Raw genomic sequence first — 22,527 nt, 5'->3', positions numbered from 1 at the left:
GAACTTCAGGTCAAGCCCGGACGCACCTGGACCGTGCCGTCGCGCCTGAGCCGGGTCTCGAACATCGGCGCGGGAGCCGTCGCCGGTCCGTGCTTGACCGAGCCGTCGACCAGGCGGAAGGTGCTGCCGTGCCAGGGGCACACCACGCAGGGGTCGCCGTTCTCCATCACGAGCCTGCCCTGGTGCAGCGGGCCCGCCAGGTGGGGGCAGCGGTCGGCGAGCACGCTCACGTTCTCGCCGCGGCGCAGCACGAAGAGCTGGATGTAGCCGAGCCGCCGCGCCACCGGCCGCCCCTCGGGCAGGTCGCGCAGCAGGCAGAGGTCGTGCCAGCCGAGCGGCACCAGGTGGGTGACCTGGGGGGCGTGGTTCGCGCCCGCGGCCTGCCGGTAGGCCAGGTGCCCGCCAAGATAGGCGCCCAGCCCGCCCACCGCGAGCCCGGCGTACGACAACGCCCGGCCCGGCCGCTCGCTCCCGCGTACGCGGGCGAGGAGGGAGGCGGAGAACAGGCCGAGAGCGGTCAGGTTTGACAACATGTGGACAAAACCGACGCGCTGCTGCTCGCGATGGAGGGAGGACCAGTCGGTCAGCCCGGCCGCCGCCGTCGGCAGCGCGTTGACCAGGCCGGTGGCCAGCAGCAGCCGCGCGGCGCGGGGGTCGGCCCCGGCCAGGTCCAGGATGGCTGTGGAGAGCCAGCAGCCCAGGCTGACCGTCGCGAGCGGCGGGTGCACCGGCTCGCCCAGGGGGACGCCGTGCAGCATGTCACGGAGCCGGCCTGGGCGCAGGCGCTGGCGCACGGCCTTGGCCAGCACCCTGACCGGTTTGTCCATGGCCTTCGACTTCTCCAGCCGGTCGGCAAGGGCAACGGGTCCGGCGAAACGCCCCAACTGCCAGCGCTTCGCTCGTACTTGCTCTTTCACGACAGGTCCCCTACCCCAGCCTCGCTGGCATCACTCGGCCAGGTGACCCCTCGCGACCGAGAGCTCCACGAGCTGCAGGGCGTACGCGCCCAGCGACGGGGAGCCCTCCTGGATGATGCGCACCTTCTCCTTCACCTGGGCGGCCTTGACCTTGAACAGCGGCCACGTGCCGCCCTCGGTGAGGTGGTTGGCCAGGATCGGGGCGAACCGGTCGAGCGCCTTGGCGAACCTGGCCTCCGGCGTCTTCATGGCCTCGAACTCCTCCCACAACTCCCGCATCCACACCCCCTGATCGGCGGGCAGCAGGCCGAAGATGCGGTCCGCGGCGGCCCGCTCGGCCTCGGCCTGCGCGGCCACCTCCACGGGGTCGTAGATGAACGTGTCACCGGCGTCGATCTCCACCAGGTCGTGGACGAGCAACATGGCGACCACCCGCTGCAGATCCGTCCCCGGCGGGGCATGCTCGCCGAAGACCATCGCCAGCATGCCCACGTGCCATGAGTGCTCGGCGGTGTTCTCCCGCCGGGAGCCGTCGATCAAGTGGTTGCGGCGGATGATCCGCTTCAACTTGTCGATTTCGACGGCGAAGGCGATCTGAGCGTTCAGGCGGTCCTCTTCTGGCGCGATAGTCACGCGCGACACCCTAATGTGCGCTGATCACCCCGGTTGGTGAAATCGTGACCGGAACTCCGTTGAACACTGCGTTACCACTCGGAACGTCGATCGTGGAATCGTCGGTCAGCGCGTTGGCGCTGACGCCCGCGTGCCGGGCCGCGACGCTCTGCGCGCTGTCCTCGTGCCCCCAGCCGTGCGGCAGGCTGACCACGCCCGGCATGATCGTCTCCGTGGGCTCCAGCACCACCGTGACCTGGCCTTTCGCCGAGCGTACGACCGCCTCGCCGGCCAGGCCCAGCCGGGCCGCGTCGGCCGGGTTGATCTGCAGCGTGCAGGTGTTGCTCCCGCCGACCAGCGGGGCCACGTTGTGCATCCAGCTGTTGTTGGAGCGCAGGTGGCGCCGTCCGATCAGGACGATCTCCGGCGGCTCCTCCTTCAGCTTGGCGCGCAGCCGCCGCACGTCCTCGACCAGCAGCGGCGGGGCCAGCTCGACCAGCCCGGAAGGCGTCCTGAGCAGCTCGTCCAGCCGGGGCTCCAGCGGGCCCAGGTCGATGCCGTGCGGGTGGTCGAGCAGCCGGCGCAGCGACAGGTCGCCCTTGCCGGACCACTCGCCGTACGGGCCGAGGCGCAGCATGAGATCGAGCCGGCGTTCGGCGCCCGTCGCGCCGTCCAGCAGGTCGCGCAGCTCGGCCGGGTCGCGGCCCTCGACGCCGGAGCCGGGCGTCTGGGTGGCCTTGCCCAGCAGGTCGTCGATGACGTACGCGTCGAGGTCGCCGTCCATGCCGGAGGCGATCTGGGCCAGCCGCGCCAGGATCCCGCCCTCGGACGGCCGGCCGTCCAGCGGCAGCGCGGGCGGCGAGTACCGGGCGTAGTTGCGTACGGCGAAGCCGAGCAGCGCGAAGTCGTAGTGGCCCGACTGCAGCATCCGCGGCGGCGGCAGGATCACGTCGGCGTGCCGGGTGGTCTCGTTCAGGTACGGATCCACGCTCACCATGAAGTCGAGCCCCGCGAACGCCCGGTCGAGGCGGTCGCCGTGCGGGGCCGACAGCACGGGGTTGCCCGCGACCGTGATCAGGGCCTTGACCTGGCCTTCGCCGGGCGTCTCGATCTCGTCGGCGAGCGTGGCCACCGGCAGCTCGCCGTTCACCTCCGGCAGCCCCCGCACCCGGCTCCTCCACCGCCCCACCGCATGGGGACGCCGTCGCGCGAGGAACTCCGTGGCCGGCTTGGGGAACATCGCGCCGCCCGGCCGGTCGAGGTTGCCGGTCAGGACGTTGAGCACGTCCACCAGCCACTGGGCCAGCGTGCCGAACTCGGCCGTGCAGGTGCCGATCCGCGCGTAGACGGCCGCCGTACGCGCCGCCGCCAGCTCCCTCGCCAGCCGCACGACCACCTCGGCCGCCACCCCGGTACGCCGCGCGACGTCTTCCGGCGGGAAGTGCTTGGCCGCCTCGCGCAGCTCGGCCAGCCCGTTGACCTCGTGCGACGGCGTGACCAGGTCCTCGGCGAACAACGTGTGCACCATCCCGAACAGCAGGTAGGCGTCCGTCCCCGGGCGGATGAACACGTGCTCGTCGGCCAGTGCCGCCGTCCGCGTACGGCGGGGGTCCACGACGACGAGCCGGCCGCCGCGCCGGCGCAGGGCCTTGAGCCGGCCCGGGAAGTCGGGCGCGGTGCACAGGGAGCCGTTCGACTCCAGCGGGTTGGCGCCCAGCATGAGCAGGTGGTCGGTCCTGTCGAGGTCGGGCACGGGGACCGCCATCGGATGGCCGAACATGAGCCCGCAGGCCACGTGCTTGGGCATCTGGTCGGCGGTGGCCGCGCTGAAGACGTTGCGCGTGCCGAGCGACTTGACCAGCGGGGCGACGTAGAGCGCGCCGGCCATGGTGTGGGCGTTCGGGTTGCCGAGGTAGACGGCGACGGAGCGGCGGTCGGCGACGCGGCCGAGACCCGCGCGCACCGCGGCGAACGCCTCCTCCCAGGTCGCCTCGCGGCCCCCGACCAGCGGTGTGCGCAGCCGGTCGGGATCCTCGTCGAGCCGGCCGAGGCTGGCCCCCTTGGGGCAGATGAAGCCCTTGCTGAAGGGGTCGTCCTTGTCGCCGCGGACGCTGGTCACGTGCCCGTCTTCGCCGAGGGTCAGCGTCAGGCCACAGACGGCCTCGCAGAGGGGGCAGGTCCGGTGGACGATCGACGTCATCGCGACTCCCTGAGTTCGTTAGATGAACTCATCTTGGCGCGTACCCCCGGGCATGGGGAAGCCCCGGAGCCCCCGCGGTCTCCGGGGCTTGCACCCCTGGGAATGGCCCCTATCCCCAGGCTTCACCGCGTCGCCTCAGGCGGCGACACGCGGCAGGAGGACCTCGGTGCGCAGATCAGGCGGCTCCTCGAGGTCGGACCTCAGGCAGATCCAGGAGCGGCGCCCGTACAGGCGTTCCAGGCCGGGGGAGAAGGCGCCGGGCGCCTCGTCGCGGCGGACGATCTCCACGATGAGGAACTGGGCGCGGGTGCGGTGCCGGTAGACGTTGACGCTGCGCGCCCAGCAGGCCGCCGCGATCTCCTCGCGGTACGCCTCGAACTCCTCGGCGGAGATGCCCGCCCTGGTCATGATCAACGCCTTCTCGCCCGCGGTCGTCGGCGTGATCCACCACACCAGCGGGATCCGGCCCGCCCTGGTGTGCATCGTGGTCTCCAGGCAGACCCGCTGGACGCGGTGCCGGGAGACCACGCACCAGAAGTGGGCGGCGATCCAGCTCCGGCCCGTCCTGGTGGCGGCGGGCGCCGAGATCGCGCTGGTCAGCACGACGAACGGCAACCACCGTCCCTCTCCGGCGGCCTGCATCAGGGCCACTGCGACCAGCCCCAGCCCGGCGAGCATCAGCAGCTCGGTACGGGCCCGCCAGAGCCTGAGCAGGAGACCCGCGCGGCCGGCGGCGGGGAGATCCTCGATGGCGGGGTAGATCTGGTTACGCGGGTTCCTCGGCATGTCAGGACACCTCCTCGGTCACTCGGCTTGGGCTGCGCAGCTGGTCGAAGCGTGGGTCACGGTAGCGGCGGGAGCCGAACCCGGTGCGGGCCACGGTCCAGCCCATGCGGTGTGCGAACTCGTCGGGCTCCATGCAGATTTCGCGATCCGCCCACACGATGAGTTCCCGGATCCGGGACTTGATTCGGTGGATTGCCTTGGTACCTTGTGAGTACATGAGAAGACCCCTTTCGCGGCAATTCAGAGGTGGCTTCTTGGCTGGTCCGCAGGCTGATTGACCGGTCGGCCGCAGGGTGGCAGCCCATAATGCGGTGACCTGGTGGTCAGCCTCGGTCCGGCTTTGTGCGTGCTCGATCGAGCAGAGATGCGCTGAATTCGTCAGTCGACGGTGTGATCCTTCCGGCAAACGGCCTCCCTGGTGCACAGCTTCTTTTCCGGGACGGCGCCGTTGCCGGTGACGCGAGCCCCGCGGGGCCGCTTGATCGATGCTGGAAAGCCCGGTGTGTACGGCCGTGTCGTCATCTCCGGCCTCCTCGCCACTCGAGAACCTTCCTGGTTCAGATCGTCCCCCGAGCTTGCCGATGCTGCAATACTTCGAGCAACGGAAGATTTAATTTTCTTCGCTTCTTGTTCTGCAACTTGCACCGGAAGTATCGACTCAGGAAGGGTTGCCCGGCAGTCGCCGGAAAACCTGATCCACTCCGGGCATCCTCGCGGAGGTTGTCTTGCCTACTACGCTCTACCCATGAAAGCCTTCTGGCAAGGCTGTGTGGGACTCCTCGTGCAAGTTGCAGTGTAAGATTGAGCGAACGGCCCCGAAAGCCGGGCCCCAAACAATCCTTCCGGCTACACCTCCATTCCCCCGAGAAGGAGTGTCGACGGTGCCATCGCAGCAGGGCAGTCCGACGGTCCGGCGGCTTCGGCTGGGCCAGGAGTTACGCCTCCTCCGAGAGCGTTGCAAGCTCACAGGCGCCAAGGCGGCCCGAGACCTCGGCTGGTCGGCGAGCAAGGTGAGCCGCATCGAAGCGGCCAAGACCATGCCGAGCACCGACGACATCAAGGCTCTGGCAAAGCTCTACCGCGTCGACGGTGACAAACTTGACGAACTCTTCGGCCTGTTGCGAGATGCGGAGCAGCGGGGCTGGTGGGAAGATTACGAAGACACCCTGCCCGAGGAGTACACAAGATTCCTCGGGCTGGAGGCTGAGGCGACGGTCCAGCGCAACTGGGAACCCCAGATCGTGCCTGGCACCCTGCAGACCGAGGATTACGCCAGGGAGGTCATTCTGGCGACCCGTGGCATCGCTCGCATCACGCACAGCGGTGTCCGGAGCCGGGTCGAGGCGCGCCTCAGCAGGCAGAAGCGGGTCCTGCACCGACCGGACCCGTGTGAGGTCACCGTGGTTCTCGACGAGTCGGCGTTGATGCGCCGCTTCGGAGAGCCCACGGTGATGCGGGAGCAGATGGAGCACCTCCTGGAGGTCTCCCTGCTGCCGCACGTACGCATCCATGTCCTGCCGCTGGAGGCACTCCATGCGGTCAATACCGGCGCGTTCATCCACCTGAAGTTTGCGGCGTTTGACGATGTCGTATATCTAGAGCAACTGTATTCTGCCGATTTCGTCGAAGACCGCGGGCGCGTGGCGGGATATGAAGCAGCTTTCGACCACATCCGGTCGGAGGCGCTGGACGAGGACGAGTCGCGAGTTCTCATCCAGCGAAAAGCCATGATCTGGCGACGATAAACCAAAGAGGGGCAATGGCGCCCCTTTACGTATTTGGGGAGAGCATGGACATCCACACCAAGGTGGCGGCCTGGCGGAAGAGCAGCTTCTGCAACGGCGCATCCGCCTGCGTAGAGGTCGCCCCGCTGGCCGACGGCAACGTCGCGCTGAGGGACAGCAAGGAGCAGGACGGCCCTGTCCTGGTCTTCACTCCGGCGGAGTGGGCCGCGTTCACGGCCGGCGTCCGCGACGGTGAGTTCGATCTGGCCTCGTTGCAGGTCAGCGCGTCCTAAGAGAACGGCCCTGGCGAGTTGCTGGCACAACCAATCAGGGCCGTTCGGATGGAGACAGCGCCTCCGAGAGGCTCCCCCGCTCCTTGGCCTCGAGCGTGGAAGACCCGCACAGCATGGCACATCCTCCACCATGTTGATCAAGCTTCGGCACACCTCATCGGCCGGTGTTGACCGGGTGCTCCCCAACCGGATGCCCGCCGAGCATGCCCGGCACCTTGACGAAGAAGCCGACTGGCCGGCTGCAGCGGGATGCGCGCACAAGAAAGCTCGGCACCACCGGTGAGCCGGATCGGCATCTGGATGATTTGGCGGCCATTTCTTGCCGAAAAGCATTGACGTCGAAAGAAACGGCCCGCGTTCTGGAGATCGGCCGGCCGCGCCCAGACGGTATTGGACGCGGCCGGCCGATTCCGTATTCGACGGCGTGCCGTCTGGTTCTGCCGAGAAGCCATCGGGCGGCTCTTGCCGCCGACCGGGGTGCCGGCGGGCGTGGCAGTCCGCCGGTGTGCCCGGGCGATCAGTCCGAGGCGCGACCGATGAGCATCACAGTGGGTTGAGGCGGGCGCCGCGCAGTACGCTCGGGGGCGCCTCGGTGAGCCGGAGGACGTCGCCCAGGCGGCGCTCTTCTTCGCCGGCCACGGACGCGAGCTCGTACGTGACCGGCCAGACCGTGAGCGTCGACGGAGGCTGGGTCTCCGCGCTCGTGCGCTGTGCCGCGTCCGGTCAGCGGGCACCCGCGTCGTTCTCCCTGCCCGGCCTCGGCCGGAAGCGTTCATCGGCGGGAACGCGCGTCACAGGCACGGCCCGCGTTTCGCGGAAACGCGGGCCGCGCCGGGGTGTTTCGGGTCAGGCGATGCCCAGGCCCTGGGCTACGCCGTGGCCGAGGTCCTTGTGGATGTTGGTCCAGTACTCCACGACGCGCTTCTTCATGTCGGAGGTGACCTCGGGGGCCGAGGCGTGGCCGACGATGTTGCTCACCAGGTGGGCGCGGTCCGTGTCGGACAGCACGTTCTCCCAGAGGGTGCGCGGCTGGACGTAGTCGTCGTCCTCGGCGTGCTTGGTGTACGCCGAGCGGATGATCTCGCCCGTGACGTGGTAGTTCTCGCCCTCGTACAGGGACGGGTCGGCGGCCGGGCCGCCGAGGGAGTTGGGCGCGTACACCGGACCCGCCGGGTTCTGGAAGGTCATCGGCCCGTCGAAGTTGTAGGAGTTGACGGGGACGCGCGGCTTGTTGACCGGCAGCTGCAGGTAGTTGGGCCCGATCCGGTAGCGGTGGGCGTCCGGGTACGAGAACAGCCGGCCCTGCAGCATCTTGTCCGGCGAGGCGCCGATGCCGGGCACCAGGTTCGCCGGCTCGAAGCCCGCCTGCTCGACCTCGGCGAAGTAGTTCTCCGGGTTGCGGTTGAGCACGAACCGGCCGATCGTGATCTCGGGGTAGTCGCTGTGCGGCCACACCTTGGTCAGGTCGAACGGGTTGAACCGGTAGTCGGCCGCGGCCTCGAACGGCATGATCTGCACGTTCACCGTCCAGGACGGGTGCTCGCCGCGCTGGATCGCGTAGAACAGGTCGCGGGTGTGGTGGTCGGGGTCCGTGGCCTGCAGCGCCGCGGCCTCGGAGGCGGTGAAGTTCTGGATGCCCTGGTCGGTCTTGAAGTGGTACTTCACCCAGTACTTCTCGCCGGCGGCGTTGTACCAGAGGAACGTGTGCGAGCCGAAGCCGTGCATGTGCCGCCAGCTGGCCGGCGTGCCGCGGTCGGTCATCAGGAAGGTGACCTGGTGCGCCGACTCGGGCGAGAGCGTCCAGAAGTCCCACTGCATGTTGTTGTCGCGCAGGTGGTTGTCCGGACGCCGCTTCTGGCTGTGGATGAAGTCGGAGAACTTCTGCGGGTCGCGGATGAAGAAGATCGGCGTGTTGTTGCCGACGATGTCGTAGTTGCCGTCCTCGGTGTAGAACTTGATCGCGAAGCCGCGCGGGTCACGCGCGGTGTCGGCGCTGCCGAGCTCACCGGCGACGGTCGAGAAACGCAGGAAGAGCGGGGTCTCCACGCCCTTCTGGAAGAGCTTGGCCCTGGTGTACTGACTGACGTCCTCGGTGATCTGGAGGGTGCCGTAGGCGCCGCCGCCCTTGGCGTGCACCACCCGCTCCGGGACGCGCTCCCTGTTGAAGTGGGCCATCTTCTGGATCACGTAGTGATCCGCCAGGAGCAGCGGGCCGTTCGGACCGACGGAGAGCGAGTGCTCGTCGCTCGGCGCGGGGATGCCGGCGTCGTCGGTGGTGACAGGCCTGTTCGTCATAGCGCGGTCCTTCCGGAAATCATCTTTGACAGCTCGGGCACACGCCCCAGAACGTGATGTCGGCTTCGTCCACGACGTAACCCGCGTCGTCCGCGGGTTCGAGGCAGGGGGCGACGCCCACCGTGCAGTCGACGTCGGTCACGGTTCCGCACCGCCGGCACACCAGGTGGTGGTGGTTGTCGCCGACGCGCGACTCGTAGCGGGCCGGACTGCCCATGGGCTCGATCTTGCGGACGAGCCCGGCCCTGTGGAGCGCGTGCAGCGAGTCGTAGACGGCCTGGAGCGACACCTGCCCGACGCGCCGGCGCACACCGCGGTGGACGCCGTCCACGTCGAGGTGGTCGCCGTCGCGCACGGTCTGCATGATCGCCAGCCGGGCCGCAGTGACCCGCAGCCCGGCCTTCCGGAGCAGGTCGTCATCCCCCATGGAGCACAACCTACGCCCTTAACTTGAGTTGTTCAAGTTTGCGAGCAATCCAAGTTTAAAGCGTGGCAGGGGCGCGGCGGCGGGCCAGGAAGAGGGCGCTCAGCCCGGCGAGGACCGCGAGGCCCGCCATGGCGAGGGAGGAGACCAGCGAGGCGGAGGCGCTGCGCCCCTGCAGCGTGATGAACAGCGTTCCCACCGTGGCGACGCCGATGACCTGGCCGAGCTGCATGACGGTGAGCAGCGCACCGCTGGCGTCGGCCGCGTACGCACCGTCGACCTGCTCGGTCGCCATGTTCGTCACCGCGACCTGCACGCCCAGCCCGGCGCCGATGAGGGCGCTCATGATCGCGTACGACAGGCCGCCACCGGCGGCGAGGCCGAGCCCGACATAGGCGGGCGCGGCGACCACGTAGCCGACGGGCACGAGCGGGCGCTGCAGGCGCATGGGCAGGCGCGGCCAGGCGAGCCCGACCAGGCCGAAGGCCAGCGCGCAGGGCACCATCATCATCCCGGAGGCGAGCGGCGTCATGTGCAGGTCGCCCTGCAGGTGCAGGGCCGAGACGAACAGGAACGCGCCCCAGGTGGCCGGGCCGAACAGCAGGATCGCCAGCCCGGGCCGCATGCCGGGCGCGCGCAGCACCCGGGCGTCCACCAGGGGACGGCCGCCCCGGGACGTCACCCACCGTTCGATCGCGACGAACGCGCCGAACATCACGACGCTCAGCCCCATCGAGAGCCAGCCCCACACCGGCCAGCCGAGGTCGCGTCCGAGCACGAGGGGAACCACCAGGAGCAGCACGGCGGCGGACAGGGTCACCAGGCCGGCCGGGTCGAGCCCCGCCTTGCCGCCGCCGCTGTCGGACGGCAGCACCCGCATCCCGGCCACCAGCAGCAGCACCGCGACGGGAACCAGCACCAGGAACAGGATCCGCCAGCCCAGGCCGAGGCCCAGCAGGATGCCGCCGAGCGCCTGGCCGACCACGATGCCGCCGCTGATCACCAGCGACCACAGGCCGATCGCCCGGCCGCGCGCCTGGCCGTGGTAGTTGCGCTGAATCAACGTCATGACCTGCGGCATCATCATCGCGGCCCCGGCGCCCTGGATCAGCCGGGAGGCCACGAGCCAGCCCGTCCCCGGTGCGAGACCCGCCGCGAGTGTGGTGACCGTGAAAACCGCCAAACCGCCGAGGAACGCCCTGCGATAGCCGAACAGGTCGCCGACCCTGGCTCCGGTGATCAACAGGACGGCGTAGACAATGGTGTATCCGGCCACGACCATCTGCAGCCCCGCGCCGGAGGAGTGCAGGTCCGACTCGATGGTGGGGGTGGCCACGTTCACGATGTTGACGTTCAGGATGGCCAGGAACTGCCCGACGAGGATGATCGCCAGGAGCAGGCCGCCGGCCTTCGATCCCGGTGACGTGGTCGTCACACGAGAGGAAACTGCGGCAGTTTGCGACATGGTGACTAGTGTGTGGCAGGCTGGATACCAGTAACGAGAGCCTCTTTATACTGGTATTACGAGCACCTGGATAAACGCTGCCGTATGCCCCCATAGTGGAAAGGTGAACGTGGCAGAGGCGAGGCGTACGGACCTGTCGGCGTTCCTGCGCAGCCGGCGCGAGCGGATCACCCCCGAGATGGTCGATCTCGCCCCCGGGCCCCGCAGGCGCACGCCGGGCCTGCGCCGCGAGGAGGTCGCCCAGCTCGCGGGCGTCGGGGTGACCTGGTACACGTGGCTGGAGCAGGGGCGGCCGATCAACGCCAGCAGCCAGGTGCTCGACGCGATCGCGCGCACCCTCCGGCTCGACACCGCCGAACGCCGCCACCTCTACCGGCTGGCGGGCCAGACCGAGGAGCCGGTCCCGGTCGACTGCAGCCAGGTGACGCCCGAGATCCGGGAGATCCTCGACCGGCTCGGCGACATGCCGGCCTGCGTGGCCAACAGTCGTTGCGACGCCCTGGCCTGGAACGCCGCGTACGCGGGGCTGTTCCCCGAGCTGACCGGCGCGCCGGAAGGAGAGCGCAACTCGCTCTGGCAGAGCTGCCTCAACCCCTCGCCCACCACCCTGCTGCTCGACCGCGACAACGAGCTCGCACGGGCGGTGGCCGTCTTCAGGGGCGCCTACAGCCGGCATGCCGACGACCCCAGCTGGCAGGACTTCGTCCGGCGGCTCAGCGAGGAGAGCGCGGAGTTCGCGCGGCTGTGGGCGCGGCAGGACGTCGCCGAGCCCGGGCCCAGGGTGAAGGCGTTCCGGCATGTGGCGTACGGGACGTTGCGCTTCAGCACGACCAGCCTCACGGCGGTGCCCGAGCTCCGGCTGATCGTCTACACACCTCTGGACGACGAGACCCGTACGGCTGTGTCCGCATTGATGGGGGAAGCTGCACGTTAGTCCGCCCTGCATGGCATGCTCGGATGCTAAATGTCAGGATTCGAGCGGAAGTGGCGGTAGATGAGAATCCCCCATGCCCTCCCGTTGTTCGCCGTGGTCGCCTTATTGGCCGCGTGCTCCCCGGCTCCGGAGCGGGAGCCGCAGCTGGCCCCGGTCGACCGGCAGGCGGTGGCAGAGCCGACCGAGGAACCGACGCCGGAGCGGCGGCCGTTCACCATCGCGTTCGGCGGGGACGTCCACTTCGAGGGGATGCTGCGCGGCCGTCTCGCCAACCCGCGCACGGCGCTCGGGCCGATCGCCGGCGTGCTGCGCAAGGCCGACCTGGCGATGGTCAACCTGGAGACGGCCGTCACCACGGGGGGCACTCCCGCGCCGGGCAAGCAGTACACCTTCCGTGCCCCGTCCAGCGCGTTCACCGCGCTGAAGGCGGCCGGGGTGGACGTCGCGTCGATGGCCAACAACCACGGCATGGACTACATGCAGTCGGGGCTCGCCGACTCGCTGGCCGCCGCCAAGAGCGGCAAGTTCCCCGTCGTGGGCATCGGGAAGGACGCGGCGCAGGCGTACCGGGCCTTTCGCAAGACCGTGAACGGCAACCGGGTGGCGATCATCGGAGCCACCCAGGTGATGGACGCCGAGTTCATCCAGTCGTGGACGGCCACCGCCGACCAGGGCGGCCTGGCCTCGGCCAAGGAGGAGGCCGCGCTGCTGAGGGCCGTCAAGAAGGCGCGCAAGGACTCCGACACCGTGATCGTGCACCTGCACTGGGGCACCGAGCTGCAGAAGTGCCCCAACGAGGCACAGCTCTCGCTCGCCCCCAAGCTGGTGGAGGCGGGGGCGGACGTGGTCGTCGGCGGACACGCGCACATCCTGCTCGGCTCCGGCTACCTGGACGACGCCTACGTCAACTACGGCATGGGCAACTTCGTCTTCTACAACTCCAACCCCGCCACCACCGGCAGGACCGGGGTGCTGACCCTGACCATCGAGGGCCGGAAGATCCTCAAGGACGCCTGGACGCCCGCCACCATCCAGGGGGGCATCCCCGTACCGATGAAGGGCGCCGCCCGGACCCAGGCGGTGGCCGACTGGAAGGCGCTGCGTTCCTGCACGGGGCTGTCCGCGAAACCCTGACAAGGGCGTTGCGCGGTTGGGTGGAGTCCGGCGCCGACCTGCCTGCGCTCGGGGCGCTGACAGAGGCGGCCACACGTGAGGCGGCCACACGTGAGGTGGCACGGCACACGTGCAGGTAGATGTCGCCGATATCGAACAGGTGGAGGAATTTCCCCGAAATATCGACGATGAATATGTGCGTGTCGGACATTATGGTGAACAATGCTCGCGGCGCCGCCATGATCGAACGGCCGGAGGCGGGCAGCCGGCCGCGTTCGTGCCGTCTCGGATGCCCACGCCGGTCTCGACGGCGGCCGTGGAGACGATCGGCGACCGAACCGGCCGGTCAGGGCGCCGAAGGCGGCGTCGGCTGTCCGGTGGGGGCGCGGGTGTCGGGAGATCGGGTGGCGGCGCACATTCTGCGAACCGTGACCGAAATCAGCCTGTTGTATCGGTCGTCCTGGAGGGGAAAATCGGTTATGCCCTGTCCGGGATTTCGCCGCCTGCGATGCGCAGGCCGGCCAGGTCGGGGCGTCCCCCGAGAAATCCGTAAATTGGCAGGTAATGATCGCCCAAACAGGAGAAGATAAGTTCGTGTCTTCGCCGCAAACGGATGACGAGTGCGCCGCCCCCCAAGCCCTCAGACGCAAACCCGCGCAGCGCCGCAGCGCCCGGCGCGTCGAGCGCATGCTCGACGCCTGCGCCGAACTGCTCGACGAAGCAGGCTACGAAGCCTTGTCGACGACGCGCATCGCCGAACGGGCGGGTGTGGCGATCGGGTCGGTCTACCAGTTCTTTCCTGACAAACGAGCCATCACCCAGGAGCTCACCCGGCGCAATGTCGAGGAGTTCGTCCGCAGAGTCGACCGCCGCTTCCTCGAGGAGGACTACCGCGGCTGGTGGGAGGCGGTCGACGCGATCATCGACATCTACGTCGACATGCACCGTACGGTCTCAGGCTTCAAGAGCCTGCACTTCGGCGACGTCGTCGACCTCAACCTGCTCGACTCCGACTCCGACAACAACACCGTGATAGCGGGACGGCTGCGCGGGCTGTTCCTGAAGGAGTTCGGGCTGGCCGACAGCGCGGCGCTCGACCTGGCCGTGCTGGTGGGGGTGGAGGCCGGCGACGCCGTACTGAAACTGGCCTTCCGCCGCGACCCCGACGGCGATCCCGAGATCATCGACGCGGCCAAACACCTGATCAGGGGCTTCCTGTCACGTCAGCTCAAGTCGTGGTCGCCGCACTAGGCGGTCAGTTGCGGCCGGCCTGCTCGACCTCTTCGAGCCAGGCCGGCATGTCGCGGGCCCAGCGTTTCCTGCTTTCGTCGTCTCCGAGCGCGGTCGCCGGCAGCTCCTGCAACCGCGGTGCGTCGGGCGTGCGCCCGCACGGCGCGAACGAGACCGGACGCGCGCCCCTGGCCTCGCGCACGTCGAGACGGGCCTCGATCGCGCGCAGGTTGCGTTCGGCTGATTCGATGGCCTCGAAACGGGCCGACAGATAGCCGGCCACTCCGGGAACGACGGCCGACATGACGACAGCACAGGCCAGCGTGAAGGTCAGCTGCTTGGACATGCCCATACAGTCCCTCCGCTCGCGTGGCGGCAAAGTGCTTGGTATATGCCCTCTGACCTGCGTGGACACGCCCATCCGCGGGGCGATTGGGCAAGACGTTACCTAATTTGTGCGGGACCGGCGATGCGGATTGACCGGGCAAAGACCCGAGTCGCTCGGTAGTCTCGCGGTGTGGCGCATGTGACCCGTGAGCACCTTGATCATCTGCTTGAGCAGGCCCTGCTGGCCGACGACCACAGTTCCCTGGCCAGTCGGCTCTACGACGTCGCGCTCGACTACTCGTCCGGCGACGTCTCCAGGGCGTCCATCCTGGTCCTCGCCGCTGAAGAGTGGCGAGCGGCGGGCCAGCCCGCGCGTGCGATGGAGTGCTTCCAGCGCGCGGTCCAGGACGGCGGCGACGCGGGTTTCGACCCGCGGGCCGGCATCGCCGACACGCTGTTCGAGCTCGACCGGCCTGATGAGGCGAGGGAGGTCATCGAGACCATCCGTGGCGAGGGCGACGTCTCCACGGCGACCGCTCACACGATCGCCGAGACGCTGGTCGCCTACGGCGATCTGCAAGGGGGGCTCGACTGGGCGACCCAGGCCGCCCTGGGGTGTGACGAGGGAGATCCCGAGCAGGTGGCGGTGTTGCGCACGCGCTACCGCATCCGGGTCGACCTCGGGCTGCCCGAGGACGAGCTCGACGCGCTCGTCTCCTGACGGCTGAGCCCCCGCGAGGGCCCGCCGTCATCGGCAGGGCCCTCGTCGTCATGCCCTGACGACCAACTCCGCCAGCTCGCGCGCGGCCAGCGCCGGATGGGCCTCGGGCCGGGTGACGGCGTGCGCGAGCACTCCGTCCACGAGCACGAGCAACTGGTCGGCCCCGCGCTCGGGCGCCGGATGCCCGTGCCGGCGCAGCTCGTCGGCGAACATCTGATGCATCCCGTCCTTGTACGCGCGGACCTCGGCGTGGGCCGGATGATCGGGATCGGTGAGGGCGAGCTCCGCCGCCGTGTAGCGGCAGCCGTGGAACGAGTCCGCAGTCGTGATCTTGTCCAGCTCGTCGAAGACGGCGCGGATCCGCTCGCGTAGATCGTCGCCGGCGTCGTCCATCACCTGGCGGTAACGGGCCGCGACGCCGGCGTGCTTCTGCCGCAGCGTCTCGGCGATCAGCCCTTCCTTGCCGCCGAAGTGCTGGTAGAGCGAACGGCGCGCGACGTCGGCGCGCTTGAGTATCGCATCGACCCCGACGTGAACACCCTGTTCGTACGTCAGGTCGCCGGCGGCTTCGAGGAGCCGTTCGCGAGGTCCGGGTCTGCTCATCACACCATCGATTCCTGGCACGCGGTTGACAGTAGATCGCTCATTCTATCTAATAAGCCCTGCGTATACCAACCGTTCTATCTATCGGAGTCGCCATGCCCCGCGCGGGCACCCTGCCCACCGTGTTGACCGGCGTGTTCCTCACGATCCTGGACTTCTTCATCGTCAACGTCGCCATTCCCGCCATCCAGCGCGACCTGCACGCCGGCCCCGCCGCGATCGAATGGGTCGTCGCCGGGTACGGCCTGGCCTACGGCTCAGGTCTCGTCCTCGGCGGACGGCTCGGCGACGTCCTCGGCCGGCGCCGCATGTTCGCGGTCGGCCTGGCCCTGTTCACCCTCGCCTCGATCGGCTGCGGCCTGGCTCCCGGCGCCGGCGCGCTGATCGCCGCCCGGATCGCCCAGGGGATCGCCGCCGCCGTGCTCGCCCCGCAGGTGCTGGCCATCCTGCGTACCGCCTACAGCGGGGCCGCCCAGGCCAGGGCGCTCAACGCGTACGCCATGACCATGGGGCTGGCCGCCGTCTTCGGCCAGCTCATCGGCGGCCTGCTGATCCAGGCCGACCTGTTCGGGCTCGGCTGGCGGGCGTGCTTCCTGGTCAACGTGCCGATCGGCGTGGCCGCGCTGGCCCTGACCCGCCGCGTGGTCCCGGAGAGCCGCACCGGCGCTCCCGTACGGCTCGACCTGGGTGGTGCCGTCCTCGTCACGCTCGCGCTGGTCGCGATCCTGCTGCCGCTCATCGAAGGGCGCGAGCAGGGCTGGCCGCTGTGGACGTGGTTGTCGCCGGTCGCTGCGGTCGTGCTCTTCGTCGCCTACGGCAGGCGGCGGCACGCCTCGCCGCTGATCGACCTGACGTTGTTCCGCGAGCGGGCCTTCACCGCCGGCCTGCTCACCCAGCTCGCGTTCACCATGGGCATGGCCGCGTACTTCCTGATCTTCGCCCTGTACGTCCAGGACGGGGTCGGGCTGGACGCGTTGCAGGCCGGTCTGGTCTTCGCGCCCATAGGCGCGGGGTATCTGGCGGCCTCGCTGCTCGCGCCCCGGTTCGTCGCGTGGTTCGGCCGTCAGACGATCGCTCTGGGCGGGCTGATCAGGGCCGCCGGCCTTGTCGCCATACTCGCCATGGTCGCCTCGGGGGCGCCCGTCGGCTGGCTGGCGCCCGCACTGGCCGTGGACGGGTTCGGCATGGGGCTGGCGCTCGCCCCGATCATGGGCACCGTGCTGGCCAGGGTCGCCCCGCAGCAGGCCGGCGCCGCGGCCGGGGTGCTCACGACCACCCAGCAGGTCGGCTCGGCGCTCGGCGTCGGGATCGTCGGGATCGTCTACTACGGCAGCCTGCCGGACGGCGTGAGCCAGGCGTTCCAGCACGGGCTGATCTACCTCGTCGCCATCGCCATCGCCGTCGCCGGGCTCGTCCAGCTGGTGCCGAGCGCCGCCGGCGCCCGTACTCGTGTCAAAGAGGAGAGCATCGCATGACAGACCTGAACGACCTCGCGCGCCGCTACGCCGCCCTCTGGAACGAACCCGACGCCGAGGCCCGCCGCGCGGCCGTCGCCGGGCTGTTCGCGCCGGACGCCGCCCACTACACGCCCACCCGCGAATTCCACGGCCACGCCGAGCTGGAAGAGCGCGTCGCCGCCGCGTACGAGCAGTGGGTCGCGCCCGGGGTCTACATGTTCCGTGCCGGGCCGGGCGCCGACGGGCACCACCAGGCCGTGCGGTTGACGTGGGAGATGATCAGGCGCGACACCGGCGAGGTCGACTCCGTCGGCTACGACGTCCTCCAGCTCGACGAGCACGGGCTGATCCGCAGCGATCACCAGTTCGTCGGGCGCTGAGTCCCCACGCGAAGAGGCCGCGGTCGCCGGTGACCGCGGCCTCTTCGGTTATGGGAATCCGGGCGCGGCAGGCACGATCCGCGCCCGGACAGGGTGGCTCATCGCGCTCCGAGGCCCGGCGCGATCGCCGTGACGCCGCCCACCAGCATCTGGGTGCCCTCGACGCTCTCCACCGCCTTCGGCAGCACGTCCATCACCTTTTCGCTGACCTCCTGCACGGGCTCGGCGAGGTGCTGCGGCGATTCGAGGTCGGAGCGGGCGATGCCGCTGCCGCGCAGGCCCTCGTCGAACCGCGCCTCCGGCAGGCCGGCCCTCAGCGCCGTCCCCGCCATCTCGGGCACCTGCGGCAGCACCGGCAGCGAGGCGACGCCCGCCGCGGTCGACAGGTCCTTCAGCGTGCGCGGGTCGGGAGCGAGCGGGAGACCGGCGGGCGAGGCCGAGGTCAGCGCCGGCATGCCCCAGGTGGCCGCCACGCCGCCCAGGTCGGCCGTGCCCAGCACCGGCTTCGCCGCCGCCAGGCCGGTCAGCCCGAGGCCATGGGCCAGCTCGCCGGCCGCCATGGCCAGCCTGGCGCTCTCGCCGGTGACGAACCGGCTGCTGCCCGAGACGGTCTCGCCGAGCCGCGGCGCGGCGTGCCGGTCGCAGTAGGAGGCGATCGCCGTGGATGACAGCAGCGCGGGGTCTGCTTTCGCGCAGGAGTCCGCGGCCGCCGGGCCGGTGGACAAGCAGCCGACCCCTGCGGCCAGAGCGGCGGTCGCGACGATGCTCCGGATCTTCTGCACTGACACTGCACGTCCCTCTGATCGGTTTCGCTGATCTGACGAAACGTGACCGTAGTGACGCGGCTCGGCGGGGGAGCGCCGCTTGTCCTAAGGGTGGAGCGAACCTTATGCGTTCATGGGCCTCGCTCCGCGGCGGCTCCCTCGCCCGGATCAGGCGCGTTGGACGAGGAGTTCGTCGTCGCCCAGGTCGACGTTGACCTTGTCGCCGTCGATGATCTCGCCCGACAGGACCGCCTTGGCCAGCTTGTCGCCGATGGCGGACTGGACCAGGCGGCGCAGCGGGCGGGCGCCGTACATCGGGTCGTAGCCGGTCAGGGCCAGCCAGTCGCGGGCCGCCGGCGTGACCTCCAGCGTCAGCCTGCGGTCGGCCAGGCGCCGGGCCAGGCGGTCGACCTGCAGGTCGACGATCCGGGTCAGCTCTTCGGTGCCGAGCGCGTCGAAGACGATCACGTCGTCGAGCCGGTTGAGGAACTCCGGTTTGAACGCGACCCGCACCGCCCCCATCACGGCCTCGCGCTTGGCGTCGTTCTCCAGTTGGGGATCGACCAGGAACTGCGAGCCGAGGTTGGAGGTGAGGATCAGGATCGTGTTGCGGAAGTCGACCGTACGGCCCTGGCCGTCGGTCAGCCGGCCGTCGTCGAGCACCTGCAGCAGGATGTCGAAGACCTCAGGATGGGCCTTCTCCACCTCGTCGAGCAGCACCACGGTGTACGGGCGCCGCCTGACGGCCTCGGTGAGCTGGCCGCCCTCCTCGTAGCCGACGTAGCCGGGAGGCGCGCCGACGAGCCGGGCCACGCTGTGCTTCTCGGAGTACTCGCTCATGTCGATGCGGGTCATCGCCCGCTCGTCGTCGAACAGGAACTCCGCCAGCGCCTTGGCCAGCTCGGTCTTGCCCACGCCGGTCGGCCCGAGGAACAGGAACGAGCCCGTCGGCCTGTCGGGGTCGGCGATGCCCGCCCGGCTCCTGCGTACGGCGTCGGAGACCGCCTGGACGGCCTGCCGCTGGCCGATGAGACGCCTGCCCAGCTCCTCCTCCATGCGCAGCAGCTTGGCCGTCTCGGCCTCCAGCAGCCGACCGGCCGGGATGCCCGTCCAGGACGAGATCACCTCGGCGATGTCGTCGGGGCCGACCTCCTCCTTGACCATGGCGTTCTCCGGCGGCGCGGCCTCGGAGGCGGCCTGGAGCGCCTGCTCCAGCCGGGGCACCTCGGCGTACATCAGGCGGGAGGCGGTCTCGAAGTCGCCGTCGCGCTGCGCCCGCTCGGCCGCGCCGCGCGCCTCGTCGAGCTGCTTCTTCAGCTCGCCGACCTTGTTGAGGCCGGCCTTCTCCTGCTCCCAGCGGCCGACGAGGGCGTTGAGCTCCTCCTGGCGGTCGGCCAGCTCCTGGCGCAGCCGCTCCAGCCGCTGCACGGAGGCCTCGTCGGTCTCCTTGGACAGGGCCAGCTCCTCCATCTTCAGCCGGTCGACGCCGCGCTGGAGCTGGTCGATCTCCACCGGACGGGAGTCGATCTCCATGCGCAGCCGCGAGGCGGCCTCGTCGACCAGGTCGATGGCCTTGTCGGGCAGGAAACGGCTGGTGATGTAGCGGTCGGACAGCGCGGCGGCGGCCACCAGCGCGCTGTCGGCGATCTGCACCTGGTGGTGGGCCTCGTAGCGGCCCTTGAGCCCGCGCAGGATCGCGATGGTGTCCTCGACGGACGGCTCGCCCACGTAGACCTGCTGGAAGCGGCGCTCCAGCGCCGGGTCCTTCTCGATGCGCTCGCGGTATTCGTCGAGCGTGGTCGCGCCGATCATGCGCAGCTCACCGCGGGCCAGCATCGGCTTGAGCATGTTGCCGGCGTCCATCGCGCCCTCGGCGGCCCCCGCGCCGACGACGGTGTGCAGCTCGTCGATGAACGTCACGACCTGCCCGTTGCTCTCCTTGATCTCGGAGAGCACGGCCTTGAGCCGCTCCTCGAACTCGCCGCGGTATTTCGCGCCGGCCACCATCGCGCCCAGGTCGAGCGCGATCAGCCGCTTGTTGCGCAGCGACTCGGGCACGTCGCCGGCCACGATGCGCTGGGCCAGGCCCTCCACGACGGCGGTCTTGCCGACGCCGGGCTCGCCGATCAGCACCGGGTTGTTCTTGGTGCGCCGGCTGAGCACCTGGATCACGCGGCGGATCTCGGAGTCGCGGCCGATGACCGGGTCGAGCTGGCCGCTGCGGGCCCGCTCGGTCAGGTCGACGCCGTACTTCTCCAGCGCCTGGTAGGTGTCTTCAGGGGTCTCGCTGGTGACGCGGGCGTGGCCGCGTACCTTCTCGAACGCGTCGAGCAGCGCCTGCGGGGTCGCGCCCTGCGACTTCAGCAGCTCGGCCGCCTGGCCGCCGTCGGCGGCCAGGCCCACCAGGAGGTGCTCGGTCGAGACGTAGAGGTCTTCGAGGCGGTTGGCGTGATGGGCGGCGGTGTTGAGCACCGTCAGCAGCTGACGCGAGCTCGACGGGGCCCCCACCGTCGCGCCCTGCGCCTTCGGCAGCGCCGCGAGCTGCTCCTCCGCGCGGGTGCGGATCGCGCGCCAGTCGGCGCCGACCGCCTCCAGCAGCGGCACGGCGGTGCCGCCCGTCTGGGTGAGCAGCGTGGTCAGCAGGTGAGCCGGGGAGATCTCCGGGTTGCCCTCGGCGGCGGCGCGCCGCATGGCACCCGAGAGCGCCTCCTGGCTCTTCTGGGTGAGCTTGTAGTCCATGTCCTTAGGCCCCCGGTGGCAGCTCGTAGCGGATCAGCGCCCGGACCATCCGCATCTCGGCGCGCAGGCGGTGGACCTCCTCGCGCAGCCGGAGATTCTCGTTCTCGAGCTCGAGGATCCGCTTGATCCCCGCGAGGTTGATGCCCTCCTCCTGGGAGAGCCGCTGCACCTCGCGGAGCTGGATGATGTCTCTCGTGGAGTAGAGGCGGCCGCGCCCCGCCGTGCGCCCGGGGCTGACCAGCCCCAGCCGGTCGTACTGCCGCAGGGTCTGCGGGTGCAGGCCCGACAGCTGCGCGGCCACCGAGATCACATAGACAGGGGTGTCGTCTGACAGGTCGAAATAGTTGGCGTCCATCGGCTTACTCGCTTCTGGCTCGCTGAATGAGCTCAGCGCGCGGGTCCTCTCCCGCGGTCGCGGTGTTGAACTCGGTGAGCAGCTCACGTGACTTGTCGTCGAGCGTCTGCGGCACCACTACCTCGACGGTGGCGAGCAGGTCCCCCTTGGTGCCGTCCTTGCGGGTGACGCCCCTGCCGCGTACGCGGAACGTGCGGCCGTTGGGTGTGCCCGGCGGGATGCGCAGCGTGACCGGCAGGCCCTTGAGCACGGGCACCTTGATCTCGGCGCCGAGGGCGGCCTCCGTGAACGTCACCGGCACGGTGATCGTCAGGTTGTCGCCCGCCCTGCCGAACACGGCGTGCTGCTTGACGTGCGTCTGGATGTAGAGGTCGCCCGCCGGGCCGCCGTTCTCGCCCGGCGCGCCCTTGCCCTTGAGCTTGACGCGCTGGCCGTCGGCCACGCCCGCCGGGATGCGGGCCTGGATCGTGCGGGTGCTCTTGGCCCGGCCGCTGCCCTCGCACACGGGGCAGGGGTCGTCCACGATCAGCCCGCGGCCCTTGCAGTCGCGACAGGGCTCGGAGAAGGCGAAGTTGCCCAGGTTGCGGCTGGCCGCGCCGGTGCCCTCACAGGTGGGGCAGACCCTGGGGGTCGTGCCCGCCTTGGCGCCGGTGCCGCTGCACGCGGTGCAGGCGGCCGAGCTGGTCAGCCTGAGCGACACGGTGGTGCCCTCGGCCGCTTCGGTGAACGTCAGCGTGACCTCGGACTCGACGTCCTGGCCGCGCCGCGGGCGGGTGGTGGTGCCGGTACGGGTGGCTCCACCCCGGTTGAACAGCCCGCCGAAAAGATCGCCGAGCCGATCCCCCGTACCCCCGCTCGTGCCCTGCCCGGTGCCGCCGAACAGGTCGCCGAAGTCGAACGGGAAACCGCCACCGCCGGCCCGCTGGCCGCCCACCCCGGAGCCGAACAGCGTGCGCGCCTCGTCGTACTCCTTGCGGCGCTTGCTGTCGGACAGGACGTCGTAGGCCTCGGAGACCTCCTTGAACTTGGCCTCTTTGGTCGCGTCGCCCTGGTTGCTGTCGGGGTGGTACTGGCGCGCCAGCTTGCGGTACGCCTTCTTGATCTCGTCGGCGGTGGCGGTCTTGGGCACACCAAGGACGGCGTAGTAGTCCTTCTCCAGGTAGTCCTTGGTGCTCATCTACGGCCCTT

21 protein-coding genes and 1 pseudogene are annotated in these 22,527 nt (G+C 69.9%); 8 read left to right on the top strand and 14 right to left on the bottom strand.

Annotated elements, in window-relative coordinates:
• Window positions 1–5: 5 nt before the first annotated feature.
• The 5 genes from ACIBP6_RS41795 to ACIBP6_RS41775 all read right to left on the bottom strand — a co-directional run bounded on the left by ACIBP6_RS41795 (window position 6) and on the right by ACIBP6_RS41775 (window position 4,648).
• Entirely contained in the window at window positions 6–917 is a 912-nt protein-coding gene (locus tag ACIBP6_RS41795) for a Rieske 2Fe-2S domain-containing protein (RefSeq protein ID WP_397060119.1), read from the bottom strand.
• A 30-nt stretch (window positions 918–947) separates the two neighbouring features.
• Entirely contained in the window at window positions 948–1,559 is a 612-nt protein-coding gene (locus tag ACIBP6_RS41790) for an HD family hydrolase (RefSeq protein WP_397060117.1), read from the bottom strand.
• A 1-nt stretch (window position 1,560) separates the two neighbouring features.
• The gene (locus tag ACIBP6_RS41785; RefSeq protein ID WP_397060115.1) at window positions 1,561–3,729 is read right to left on the bottom strand and encodes a molybdopterin-dependent oxidoreductase; all 2,169 of its coding nucleotides are present in this window, start codon (window positions 3,727–3,729) and stop codon (window positions 1,561–1,563) included.
• A gap of 135 nt (window positions 3,730–3,864) precedes the next feature.
• A complete protein-coding gene (locus ACIBP6_RS41780) occupies window positions 3,865–4,515 on the bottom strand; it encodes a hypothetical protein (RefSeq protein ID WP_397060113.1) in 651 nt (216 codons plus the stop codon).
• Window position 4,516: 1 nt separating this feature from the next.
• Window positions 4,517–4,648 (bottom strand): hypothetical protein, encoded by a 132-nt coding sequence (locus ACIBP6_RS41775; protein ID WP_397060112.1) that lies wholly within the window; start codon window positions 4,646–4,648, stop codon window positions 4,517–4,519.
• Window positions 4,649–5,396: 748 nt separating this feature from the next.
• Between ACIBP6_RS41775 and ACIBP6_RS41770 the strand changes: the two genes are divergently transcribed.
• Window positions 5,397–6,260 (top strand): helix-turn-helix domain-containing protein, encoded by an 864-nt coding sequence (locus ACIBP6_RS41770; RefSeq protein WP_132608747.1) that lies wholly within the window; start codon window positions 5,397–5,399, stop codon window positions 6,258–6,260.
• A 44-nt stretch (window positions 6,261–6,304) separates the two neighbouring features.
• Window positions 6,305–6,532 (top strand): DUF397 domain-containing protein, encoded by a 228-nt coding sequence (locus tag ACIBP6_RS41765; RefSeq protein ID WP_132608748.1) that lies wholly within the window; start codon window positions 6,305–6,307, stop codon window positions 6,530–6,532.
• Between the two features lie 846 nt (window positions 6,533–7,378).
• Here ACIBP6_RS41765 and ACIBP6_RS41760 read toward each other — a convergent pair.
• From ACIBP6_RS41760 to ACIBP6_RS41750, 3 genes are read right to left on the bottom strand one after another with little or no spacing between them, the layout of a single operon-like run.
• A complete protein-coding gene (locus ACIBP6_RS41760; RefSeq protein WP_397060110.1) occupies window positions 7,379–8,827 on the bottom strand; it encodes a catalase in 1,449 nt (482 codons plus the stop codon).
• A 19-nt stretch (window positions 8,828–8,846) separates the two neighbouring features.
• The gene (locus tag ACIBP6_RS41755) at window positions 8,847–9,254 is read right to left on the bottom strand and encodes a Fur family transcriptional regulator (RefSeq protein ID WP_397060108.1); all 408 of its coding nucleotides are present in this window, start codon (window positions 9,252–9,254) and stop codon (window positions 8,847–8,849) included.
• A gap of 55 nt (window positions 9,255–9,309) precedes the next feature.
• Window positions 9,310–10,686 carry an MFS transporter gene (locus ACIBP6_RS41750; protein WP_397060106.1) on the bottom strand — a complete coding sequence of 459 codons (1,377 nt, stop codon included), beginning with the start codon at window positions 10,684–10,686 and terminating at the stop codon, window positions 9,310–9,312.
• 133 nt (window positions 10,687–10,819) lie between these two features.
• On the opposite strand from ACIBP6_RS41750, the gene ACIBP6_RS41745 reads away from it, so the two are divergent.
• From ACIBP6_RS41745 to ACIBP6_RS41735, 3 genes are all read left to right on the top strand, one after another.
• On the top strand, window positions 10,820–11,650 hold the full coding sequence (locus ACIBP6_RS41745; protein WP_397060104.1) for a helix-turn-helix transcriptional regulator: 831 nt from the start codon (window positions 10,820–10,822) through the stop codon (window positions 11,648–11,650).
• Between the two features lie 60 nt (window positions 11,651–11,710).
• Window positions 11,711–12,784, top strand: a complete 1,074-nt coding sequence (locus ACIBP6_RS41740; protein WP_397060103.1) for a CapA family protein — start codon at window positions 11,711–11,713, stop codon at window positions 12,782–12,784.
• 666 nt (window positions 12,785–13,450) lie between these two features.
• Window positions 13,451–14,014, top strand: coding sequence for a TetR/AcrR family transcriptional regulator (locus ACIBP6_RS41735; protein WP_397060292.1), 564 nt, complete (start codon window positions 13,451–13,453; stop codon window positions 14,012–14,014).
• 4 nt (window positions 14,015–14,018) lie between these two features.
• Here the strand turns inward: ACIBP6_RS41735 and ACIBP6_RS41730 are convergent, their stop codons facing one another.
• Window positions 14,019–14,339: a hypothetical protein gene (locus ACIBP6_RS41730; protein ID WP_132608754.1), complete on the bottom strand. Its 321-nt coding sequence runs from the start codon at window positions 14,337–14,339 to the stop codon at window positions 14,019–14,021.
• Window positions 14,340–14,510: 171 nt separating this feature from the next.
• Between ACIBP6_RS41730 and ACIBP6_RS41725 the strand changes: the two genes are divergently transcribed.
• Window positions 14,511–15,041 carry a tetratricopeptide repeat protein gene (locus ACIBP6_RS41725; RefSeq protein WP_397060101.1) on the top strand — a complete coding sequence of 177 codons (531 nt, stop codon included), beginning with the start codon at window positions 14,511–14,513 and terminating at the stop codon, window positions 15,039–15,041.
• Between the two features lie 48 nt (window positions 15,042–15,089).
• Here the strand turns inward: ACIBP6_RS41725 and ACIBP6_RS41720 are convergent, their stop codons facing one another.
• Complete coding sequence (locus ACIBP6_RS41720; protein ID WP_397060099.1) at window positions 15,090–15,644, bottom strand: TetR/AcrR family transcriptional regulator; 555 nt, start codon at window positions 15,642–15,644, stop codon at window positions 15,090–15,092.
• Window positions 15,645–15,739: 95 nt separating this feature from the next.
• On the opposite strand from ACIBP6_RS41720, the gene ACIBP6_RS41715 reads away from it, so the two are divergent.
• Window positions 15,740–17,119: an MFS transporter gene (locus ACIBP6_RS41715; protein ID WP_397060097.1), complete on the top strand. Its 1,380-nt coding sequence runs from the start codon at window positions 15,740–15,742 to the stop codon at window positions 17,117–17,119.
• Entirely contained in the window at window positions 17,116–17,481 is a 366-nt protein-coding gene (locus ACIBP6_RS41710; protein ID WP_397060095.1) for a nuclear transport factor 2 family protein, read from the top strand. Before ACIBP6_RS41715 ends, ACIBP6_RS41710 begins: the two co-directional genes overlap by 4 nt.
• Window positions 17,482–17,579: 98 nt before the next feature.
• Here ACIBP6_RS41710 and ACIBP6_RS41705 read toward each other — a convergent pair whose 3' ends face one another.
• The 4 genes and pseudogenes from ACIBP6_RS41705 to dnaJ all read right to left on the bottom strand — a co-directional run bounded on the left by ACIBP6_RS41705 (window position 17,580) and on the right by dnaJ (window position 22,516).
• The gene (locus tag ACIBP6_RS41705) at window positions 17,580–18,269 is read right to left on the bottom strand and encodes a hypothetical protein (protein ID WP_397060093.1); all 690 of its coding nucleotides are present in this window, start codon (window positions 18,267–18,269) and stop codon (window positions 17,580–17,582) included.
• A 144-nt stretch (window positions 18,270–18,413) separates the two neighbouring features.
• The gene (clpB, locus tag ACIBP6_RS41700) at window positions 18,414–20,984 is read right to left on the bottom strand and encodes an ATP-dependent chaperone ClpB (protein ID WP_397060091.1); all 2,571 of its coding nucleotides are present in this window, start codon (window positions 20,982–20,984) and stop codon (window positions 18,414–18,416) included.
• 31 nt (window positions 20,985–21,015) lie between these two features.
• Window positions 21,016–21,339: pseudogene (locus tag ACIBP6_RS41695) on the bottom strand (heat shock protein transcriptional repressor HspR); the annotation flags it as partial.
• Between the two features lie 4 nt (window positions 21,340–21,343).
• Entirely contained in the window at window positions 21,344–22,516 is a 1,173-nt protein-coding gene (gene dnaJ, locus ACIBP6_RS41690) for a molecular chaperone DnaJ (protein WP_132608761.1), read from the bottom strand.
• Window positions 22,517–22,527: the final 11 nt, after the last annotated feature.

Origin of the sequence: Nonomuraea terrae, assembly GCF_044465245.1 — a bacterium.
In the GTDB taxonomy this organism is placed as follows: domain Bacteria; phylum Actinomycetota; class Actinomycetes; order Streptosporangiales; family Streptosporangiaceae; genus Nonomuraea; species Nonomuraea terrae.
The sequence above is the reverse complement of the archived record's forward strand: the minus strand, read 5'-3'. Positions and strand labels throughout refer to the sequence as shown.

Coding starts and splice junctions, on each gene's coding strand:
- ACIBP6_RS41785 (WP_397060115.1), bottom strand. CDS start 3,729: ATGACGTCGATCGTCCACCGGACCTGCCCCCTCTGCGAGGCCGTCTGT.
- ACIBP6_RS41710 (WP_397060095.1), top strand. CDS start 17,116: ATGACAGACCTGAACGACCTCGCGCGCCGCTACGCCGCCCTCTGGAAC.
- ACIBP6_RS41735 (WP_397060292.1), top strand. CDS start 13,451: ATGCTCGACGCCTGCGCCGAACTGCTCGACGAAGCAGGCTACGAAGCC.
- dnaJ (WP_132608761.1), bottom strand. CDS start 22,516: ATGAGCACCAAGGACTACCTGGAGAAGGACTACTACGCCGTCCTTGGT.
- ACIBP6_RS41755 (WP_397060108.1), bottom strand. CDS start 9,254: ATGGGGGATGACGACCTGCTCCGGAAGGCCGGGCTGCGGGTCACTGCG.
- ACIBP6_RS41720 (WP_397060099.1), bottom strand. CDS start 15,644: ATGAGCAGACCCGGACCTCGCGAACGGCTCCTCGAAGCCGCCGGCGAC.
- ACIBP6_RS41715 (WP_397060097.1), top strand. CDS start 15,740: ATGCCCCGCGCGGGCACCCTGCCCACCGTGTTGACCGGCGTGTTCCTC.
- ACIBP6_RS41765 (WP_132608748.1), top strand. CDS start 6,305: ATGGACATCCACACCAAGGTGGCGGCCTGGCGGAAGAGCAGCTTCTGC.
- ACIBP6_RS41760 (WP_397060110.1), bottom strand. CDS start 8,827: ATGACGAACAGGCCTGTCACCACCGACGACGCCGGCATCCCCGCGCCG.
- clpB (WP_397060091.1), bottom strand. CDS start 20,984: ATGGACTACAAGCTCACCCAGAAGAGCCAGGAGGCGCTCTCGGGTGCC.
- ACIBP6_RS41740 (WP_397060103.1), top strand. CDS start 11,711: ATGAGAATCCCCCATGCCCTCCCGTTGTTCGCCGTGGTCGCCTTATTG.
- ACIBP6_RS41775 (WP_397060112.1), bottom strand. CDS start 4,648: ATGGAGCCCGACGAGTTCGCACACCGCATGGGCTGGACCGTGGCCCGC.
- ACIBP6_RS41730 (WP_132608754.1), bottom strand. CDS start 14,339: ATGTCCAAGCAGCTGACCTTCACGCTGGCCTGTGCTGTCGTCATGTCG.
- ACIBP6_RS41780 (WP_397060113.1), bottom strand. CDS start 4,515: ATGCCGAGGAACCCGCGTAACCAGATCTACCCCGCCATCGAGGATCTC.